The sequence below is a fragment of the candidate division TA06 bacterium genome (genome assembly GCA_016235665.1).
Taxonomy (GTDB): Bacteria; Edwardsbacteria; AC1; order AC1; family EtOH8; genus UBA5202.
The window spans coordinates 175,474-183,044 of sequence record JACRJI010000011.1 but is presented as its reverse complement, the minus strand read 5'-3'; the positions used below and the strand labels follow the sequence as shown (position 1 = coordinate 183,044).

The following is a 7,571-nucleotide window of genomic DNA, read 5'->3' as shown; positions in this document are numbered from 1 at the left end:
AGAAAAGAACCAAAAGAAAAAGCTCGTCGCTTAAAACTCTCCGGGCCACGCTTACGCTAAAGCTTCAGCGTGCCCGCGCTGTGCTTCTCGTTGCTGACGGGCTTGTCTGAACTCGGGCTTTGGCCAAGCCCTCAAACATGCCAGACAAGCTTTTTCCGACATCAACTGCGATGCTCACTGATCGTTTTAACGCGACTAACGGGGTTGGCACCAGATGTTCAACCAGGTTTCAGTTATCTCCCAACAACACCTGCGGCTTGTCCGCAGCTATCTGCTTTCCCTCCACCCCTTCCAGCCGGTCCTCGAACTTCACCAGCCGCTTGTCCACATCCTCATACTTCTTCCCGGCGTTGGAGATATGGCTGCCCAGGATGTCGAACTCGTCGCGGAATTTGCCGAAGTCGCCCTTGAGCCGGGAGAGCGAATCTATTATCTCCTGGGCGCTTTCCTCCACCCGCATCCCCCGCAGGCCCAGCACTATGGCCTGGAGATAGGCATAGAAGGAATTGGGCGAGACCGGGATCACCCTTTGTTCGATGGCATAAGTGGAGATGGACTTGTCCTCGCCAAAATTCTCGTCCTTGATGATGGTCTCGTAATAAACGTTCTCGGCCGGGATGTACATCAGGGCAAAGTCAAAGGTGTTCTCGTCCGGCAGGATGTATTTGGAGGCGATGGCGTCCACGTGCTTCTTGACGTCGGAGACGAACTTCCTCCGCCAGCTCTTGCGTTCCTCGTCGCTTTGGGCCTCCAGCATCTTCTTGAAATTCTCCAGCGGGAACTTGGCGTCCACCGGCACCAGCCGCTGGGAAAGCTTGACCACCGCGTCCACCTTTTCCCCGGAGCGGAAGCCGTACTGCAGTTCAAAGTGGTGGGGCGGCAATATCTGGGCCAGCAGGTCGCCCAGAAAGAATTCCCCCATCCCGCCCCGCAGTTTGGGAGAGCGCAGGATCTGGGACAGCGAGGCGATATCCTGGCCGATCTCCTTGATCCGCTGAGTCTCCTGGTTCATGGAGCCCAGGCTCTTTTGGACGTCGCCGATCACCCGGGCCGCATTGTCCAGCCGCTCGCCCACGGTCTTGGTGTTGGTCTCCAGCCGTTGGCTGACCGTGTCCAGCGACCGGCCCAGCTTGGCGTCCACCTCGGACAGCCGGGAATCCAGCACCTGGCGGGTCTCCTGCAGACGGGAATCCAGCGAGAGCTTGGTGTCCTGCATCCATTGGGCCACCAGGTTCATGGCCTGGTCGTTCTTGGCGGAATCCTTAAGCTCCTTCATCTGGCGGTTGAAGGACTGGAACAAAAACCAGAATCCGGCCAGCATTGCCAGCGCCAAAAGGGCGGACAGAAGATAGATCATCATGAACCGGAACCCCATTTATTGTTTATCATGTCGAACCAGAAAGGCTTTTGGGCCGCCAGCTTTTCCTTGGAGGCCTCCAGCGCCTTTTCGGCTGCCTGCTGGCCAAGTTCTATCAGGGTCAAAGCCGATTTCAGGTCCCAGCTGGAGACCTGGCCGGTCTGCAGTTCTATCAGGATGTCGGCCTCTTTGCGGGACATCTGCGATTCCTTGATGTTGGCGATCTCCATGGAGCGGACCCCGATCTCGAACAGGCTGTCCGGCTCGAACTGCCCGGGCATGAAGGAAACGGCGATGGTGACGTCGGGCTTGAACCTTTTCAGGGATTCCATCGGCAGGGGATCCAGGATGCCGCCGTCGGACAGCAACCAGTTCCCCATCTTCAGCGGCGCGTAGACGATGGGCACCGAGCAGGAGGCCCGCACCGCCGGGGCTATCAGGTCGTCCGGATGGTTGGGAAAGTTTATGGCCTTGCCGCTGATCAGGTCCACCGCCGTCACCGACAGGGGAAGTTTCATTTCGTTGAAGCGCCTTTTGGTGCCGATCAGCTGGTCCACCAATTTTTCGATGGGTTCCGATGACAGCAGGCCCTTTTCCCGGAAGACCATGGTGGGCGACATCAGCTTGGTCCAGGATATCTCGCGGGCGATCTCCTCCAGCCGGTCGGACCTGAGGCCCGAGGCGTAAAGGCATCCGATCAGGGCCCCGCCCGAGGTCCCGGCCACTACGTCGGCCTCCAGGCCCCTTAGTTCCAGGGCCTTGATGACGCCGATGTGGGCCAGGCAGTAGCCTACGCCGCCGGAGAGGGCCAGGCCGATCTTAGGTTTGTCGGTCATATGTATATCAGGCATCCTTCAAAGAGTTGATCTTGTCCTTGTGCTTGGCCAGCATGTCCTCGGCCGCCATCCGGCCGACCTTTATCAGGTCCGATGCGGCCGCCAGGTCCCAGCGGCTGCCTCCGCCGATATGGCTTTCGATAACAATGTCAGCCGCCTTCATAGCGTCGTCCACTCTTTCCTGGTTGGCGATCCTTAAGGTGCGCAAAGCCACGTCGAACATGTTCTTGGGCTCGTCCCGGGCCGTCTTAAAATCGGCGGCGATCACAAAATCCGCCCCGGCTTCCTTCAGTTCCCGCACCGGCAGCGGCACCAGCATCCCTCCGTCCACCAGCAGGCGGTCTTTGTAGCGCACCGGAGAAAAGACCAGCGGCAGGCTGCAGGAGGCCCGGACCGGCAAAGAGATGGTCTGGGATTCGTCCTCGGGGAACATGATCTTCCGCTCGCTGACCAGGTCCACCGCCGACACCAGCAGCCGGATGTTTAGGTCGGCGAACCGCCGGCCCTTGCCTAGCAGTTCGTCCATCAGGTCCTCGATCGGTTTGGAGGAGCCCAGCCCCTTGAAAAGGAAATGGGGGCCCATCAGCTTGTTCCACTTGATGGATTTGGCGATCTCCTCTATCCGGTCCAGCCGGATGCCGGAGGCGTACAGCGCCCCGATCAGCGCGCCGCCCGAGGTCCCGGCGATGATGTCCGGTTTTATGCCGGAATGCTCCAGCGCCTGTAAAACGCCGATGTGGGTCATGCAGTAGCCCACGCCGCCGGCCAGGGCCAGGCCTACTTTTGGTTTGTTGGTCATATGATGGTTGTTTGTTTATTGGTTGGTGTTAGCCCCAGATGCCGGTACGCCAGGTCCGTGGCCTCCCGCCCTCTTGGCGTGCGCTTGAGAAAACCTTCCTGGATCAGATACGGCTCATAAACTTCTTCCAGCGTATCGGCCTCCTCGCTTACCGCCACCGCCAAAGTGTTCAGGCCCACCGGCCCGCCGTTGAACTTCTTGATGATGGCCTCCAGTATCCTTTTGTCCATGTCGTCCAGGCCCAGGGCGTCCACTTCCAACCGTAATAGAGCAGAGTCGGCCACCTGGTCGGTGATCTTCCCGTCCGACTCCACCTGGGCAAAGTCCCGCACCCGGCGCAGCAGGCGGTTGGCCACCCGGGGCGTTCCACGGGAGCGCTTGGCGATCTCTTTCGCCCCTTTCTCGGTGATATCAACTTTCAGTATCTGGGCCGAGCGGGTGATGATCTGTTCCAGGTTGGCATGGGTATAGTAATCCAGCCGGTTGATCATCCCGAAGCGGGCCCGCATCGGCGCGGTCAAAAGGCCGGCCCGGGTGGTGGCCCCGATCAGGGTGAACTTGGGAAGGTTAAGCCGCACCGAGCGGGCGCTGGGCCCCTTGTCAATCATGATGTCCAGGCAATAATCCTCCATGGCCGGGTAGATGTACTCCTCCACCATCCGGTTGATGCGGTGGATCTCGTCTATGAACAGCACGTCATGCTCCTGGAGGTTGGTCAGGATCCCGGCCAGGTCGGCCGGGCGCTCCAGCACCGGGCCGGTGGTGGCCTTGATCTGGACCCCCATCTCGTTGGCGATGATGTGGGCCAAAGTGGTCTTGCCCAGGCCCGGCGGCCCGCAGAACAGCATATGGTCTATGGCCTCGCCCCTGCCCTGGGCCGCCTGGATGAAGACCTTGAGGTTGCTCTTGATCTTGTCCTGGCCCACGAAATCGCCGAAGTTTTGGGGCCGGACCGAGCTGTCGAACTCCAGATCGCCTTCCAGGATATCGGGTATGGTGATTTTGTCTGTCATATATTTTTTCTTAATATTTTTACCACAAAGACACTAAGACACCAAACCAAATTAAATAAAAAAGAAATGGGAAATACCATTTGTGCCTTTGTGCCTTGGTGGTTAACGTTCCAATCTTTCCAGCAGCAGCTTGGCCTCTTCGTTCTCCAGCTCCGCCGCCTTCTTGGCATCCGCCAGGGCCGCCGCCATGTCGCCCTTTATTGCATAGACCCCGGCCCGGTTCAGGTAGGCGTCGCTGAAGGCCGGATCCAACTCTATCATTCTGTTGAAATCAGAAATGGCCTTAGCGTAAAGCTTTTGCTGCAGGTAAACCGCTCCCCGGTTGTTGTAGGCCTGAATGTCGGTTGTATCAAGCTTGATCGCCTTGCTGTAATCCAATAGAGCCGATTTATTGTTTTTTAGAGCCTCGTAAACCAGCGCTCGGTTATAGAAGGACTTTGAGTGGTCAGGCTTCAGCAGAATGGCCTGGTTGAAATTCTTCAAAGCCTTGGCATATTGCTTCAAACCATAAAAGGCGATCCCCCGGTTGTAGTACAGACGGTGGTCCCCGGACATAGTCTTGGCGGCTTGGTCGTAATCATTCACCGCCTTCTGAAGATCTCCGGCCCGGGCGTAGGCGATGCCCCGGTTGACCAGGTTCGTGCCGTTGAGCGGATCCAGCTCCAGCGCTTTGCTGTAGGCCAGAAGCGCGCCAGTATGGTCATTGTTCATCAGGGCCGCCATGCCCTGCTGGCTCAGTTCCGAGGCCGAGAGCTGGCGGGCATTCTCCAGGTACTTGATCTGGTCGGAGAATTTGGAAGCCTGGGATGAAGCCTGGGACAATTGCTGGTTAAGTTGGGCGATCTCTTTTAAGGCCTGGTCCGTCTTTTGTCTTAGAGCTTCCAGCTCGGCCGTCTTGTTCTGATCCTCCCGCAAACGTTTGACCGCCAGGTCCACGCTGTCCGGGTCGGCGTCCATCTGGACCTTTATCCAATACTGGGCCCCGTCCCATTTTTCCTCGACCAGCCTGGTCTGGACGGCCCCGGCAGTGAAGATGGAGACGTCGTCGCTGACCACCATGCCGTTCTGGACGGTGGTGGAGCTTTTGAGAAATGTTCCCAGTTCCTCCAAAAGCAGGCGTTTGGCCTCGGTCATGGCAATGGCCCGGCAGGTCAGCCGGCTGTCGTATTCTCCGGCCTGGTAGGTGTATTCGCGAACGAAGGTTTTAGATTCAGCGAATGAATACTTAACCGGAATTATCGAGAGGGCAACTGTCCAAAGTATAATATGAACAGATATTTTCTTTTGCATAGCAGTTCTTTTATCTCTAATCATACATAAAATCTGGTTGTGAACGTTTACAGTCATGAACTCAACTCCTATCTCCCCTTCTCTTAAAAAGAGAAGGGGACGGGGGATGAGTTCCCTGTTTCTACTCCTTGATCCCCTTAAACACATCAAGCACCTCCTCCACGCTCTTAGACTCCAACAGCCTCTGCCTTGGCTCCTCCCGGCCCACCGCCAGGGTGATCAGCTTTAAGACCTTGAGATAACCGTTTACATTGTCCCCGGCCGAGATCATCAGAATAAGTTTCACCGGCTGGCCGTCTATGCCGTCGTAGCCGGCGATGGCCTTTTTAAGTTTGATGAATATCACCACTATCTCGTCCGAGGCCGCGCCGGAGCGGGAATGCGGGATGGCCACCCCGTGGCCCAGGCTGGTGGGCGAGTCGTTCTCCCGGTGCCACAGGTTCTGCAAAAATGCTTCTTTGTCGTAGACATAACCAGCCTGCAGGGCCTTCTGGGCCGCGTCTTCAAACAGCTCCTCCTTTGAACCGGCCTCGGCGTCAATGATCACCAGGTCGTCCTTAAAGTAATCGGCCAGGCTGGGCTGAATATTCTGGGAAAGCGAGACCGCATAGTCCACGGCCTTGTAAAGATCGTCGGGGAAACTGTCGGCGCCTATCTTCTGGATGATCTCCAGCTGGTGCAGCACCTGCCTTACTTCAGGTCGAAGACCTGACAGGATCACCCGTTTCTTCTTGGCCTTCATTCTGCTGACCACGTTCTCGATGGCCTGGGCCCCGGAGAGGTCCAGCACCGGGACGTTCTTCATGTCCAGGATCAGGGTATCGGGCGAGGCCTGGGTCAGCTCCCGGGAAAAGGTCTTGACCGCCCCGAAGAACAGCGGGCCCTCTATGTTAAAGACCGCTATCTTCTGCTTTTTCATGATCTCTTTGGTCTCCGGCGACAGGCCCTTCAGCTCTGACTCGGTCCGGGGGATCACCCCCAGCTTGCTCATCCGGTTTAAAAAGAGCATGGTGGCCAGCACCATCCCTATCAGCACGGCGGAGATCAGGTCGGCAAAGACCGTCACCAGCATGGTGGTCACCATCACCAGCGAATCGGCGGCCGGGGTCTTGGGGATCATCTTCAGCGGCTCCCACTCGAACATCCCGATGGCCGCCATCATCAGCACCCCGGCCAGGGCCGCCAGGGGGATAAAACCGGCGACGGGGGCCAGGAACAGAACCACCATCAGCAGAAACAGCCCGCAGATGACGCCGGAAAGTTTTGAGACGCCCCCGGAGCGGATGTTGATGGTGGTCCGGACGATGGCCCCGGTCCCGGCGATGCCGCCGAAAAGCGCAGCCAGGGAATTGCCTATGCCCTGTCCCACCAGCTCCCGGTTGCTGTTGTGCTCGGTGTTGGTGACGGTGTCCACCACCACGCTGGCCAAAAGGGTCTCCAGGCATCCCAGGATGGCGATGGTGAACCCGGCCGGAATGGCCTTGCGCCAGGCGGCCAGCGAAGCGGTGGGCCACGAAGGCAACTGCAGTGACCGGGGGATCTCGCCCACCAATTTCAAGCCGCCGGCGTCATAAAAGGAGAATCCCTGCCAGTTGAAACCTATATTGAAAAGAGCGTAGTGCGAGGCGAAGAAATACGCCACCAGCGATCCCAGCACCAGGCCGATGAACAGCTTGGGCAGCGACTTGTTAAACATCGGGGTCAGCACGATGAAACCGATGGTGATGGCCGCCACCAGCGGGGCCGCGGCAAAGGTCTTAAGCTGCTGCAGAAAGATCAGGATGGCGATGCCGTTGGTGAAGCCCACTATCACCGGCTGGGGCACAAAACTGACGAAGCGGCCCAGCTTGAAAAGCCCGAAGGCTATCTGTATTATCCCGGCTATCAGGCAGGCTAAAAGCAGGGCGCTTAAAGCGGTCTGATAATTGCCGCTCCGGCTGACCTCCACAAAGACCTCGGTCAGCACCACGGTCATCCCGCCGGTGGGGCCGGTGATCTGCTGGCTGGTGCCGCCGAACAGCGAGGCCAGGATGCCGGTGAAGATGGCGCCGTAGAGCCCGGCTACCGCCCCCCTCGGGTCCCCGTTTGTTGCCAGGATGCCGAAGCCCAGGGCCAGGGGCAGGGCCACGATGGCCGAGGTCAGCCCGCCCAGCAGGTCGCCCTTGATGTTCTTGAGGTCGAACTTCAGGTATTCTTCGAAATTGAATTCCTTGAAATACTCCACTGGGTTGAATTTCTGGGTCAAGCCCGCGATTTTTGCAGTGTACTGTTGCATG

General features: G+C 58.1%; 6 protein-coding genes. All 6 read right to left on the bottom strand.

The features are described 5' to 3' along the window. Nucleotides 1–229 precede the first annotated feature (229 nt). On the bottom strand, nucleotides 230–1,360 hold the full coding sequence (gene rmuC, locus HZA73_06695; GenBank protein ID MBI5805720.1) for a DNA recombination protein RmuC: 1,131 nt from the start codon (nucleotides 1,358–1,360) through the stop codon (nucleotides 230–232). Further along, the gene (locus tag HZA73_06690; protein MBI5805719.1) at nucleotides 1,357–2,193 is read right to left on the bottom strand and encodes a patatin-like phospholipase family protein; all 837 of its coding nucleotides are present in this window, start codon (nucleotides 2,191–2,193) and stop codon (nucleotides 1,357–1,359) included. The genes rmuC and HZA73_06690 overlap by 4 nt, the downstream gene beginning before the upstream one ends. A gap of 7 nt (nucleotides 2,194–2,200) precedes the next feature. Continuing rightward, on the bottom strand, nucleotides 2,201–2,992 hold the full coding sequence (locus HZA73_06685; GenBank protein MBI5805718.1) for a patatin-like phospholipase family protein: 792 nt from the start codon (nucleotides 2,990–2,992) through the stop codon (nucleotides 2,201–2,203). Next, entirely contained in the window at nucleotides 2,989–4,005 is a 1,017-nt protein-coding gene (gene ruvB / locus HZA73_06680) for a Holliday junction branch migration DNA helicase RuvB (GenBank protein ID MBI5805717.1), read from the bottom strand. The genes HZA73_06685 and ruvB overlap by 4 nt, the downstream gene beginning before the upstream one ends. Before the next feature lie 102 nt (nucleotides 4,006–4,107). After that, the gene (locus HZA73_06675) at nucleotides 4,108–5,295 is read right to left on the bottom strand and encodes a tetratricopeptide repeat protein (protein MBI5805716.1); all 1,188 of its coding nucleotides are present in this window, start codon (nucleotides 5,293–5,295) and stop codon (nucleotides 4,108–4,110) included. 121 nt (nucleotides 5,296–5,416) lie between these two features. Beyond that, nucleotides 5,417–7,570 carry a PTS sugar transporter subunit IIA gene (locus HZA73_06670; protein MBI5805715.1) on the bottom strand — a complete coding sequence of 718 codons (2,154 nt, stop codon included), beginning with the start codon at nucleotides 7,568–7,570 and terminating at the stop codon, nucleotides 5,417–5,419. Nucleotide 7,571: the final 1 nt, after the last annotated feature.

Coding starts and splice junctions, on each gene's coding strand:
- rmuC (MBI5805720.1), bottom strand. CDS start 1,360: ATGATGATCTATCTTCTGTCCGCCCTTTTGGCGCTGGCAATGCTGGCC.
- HZA73_06690 (MBI5805719.1), bottom strand. CDS start 2,193: ATGACCGACAAACCTAAGATCGGCCTGGCCCTCTCCGGCGGCGTAGGC.
- HZA73_06685 (MBI5805718.1), bottom strand. CDS start 2,992: ATGACCAACAAACCAAAAGTAGGCCTGGCCCTGGCCGGCGGCGTGGGC.
- ruvB (MBI5805717.1), bottom strand. CDS start 4,005: ATGACAGACAAAATCACCATACCCGATATCCTGGAAGGCGATCTGGAG.
- HZA73_06675 (MBI5805716.1), bottom strand. CDS start 5,295: ATGCAAAAGAAAATATCTGTTCATATTATACTTTGGACAGTTGCCCTC.
- HZA73_06670 (MBI5805715.1), bottom strand. CDS start 7,570: ATGCAACAGTACACTGCAAAAATCGCGGGCTTGACCCAGAAATTCAAC.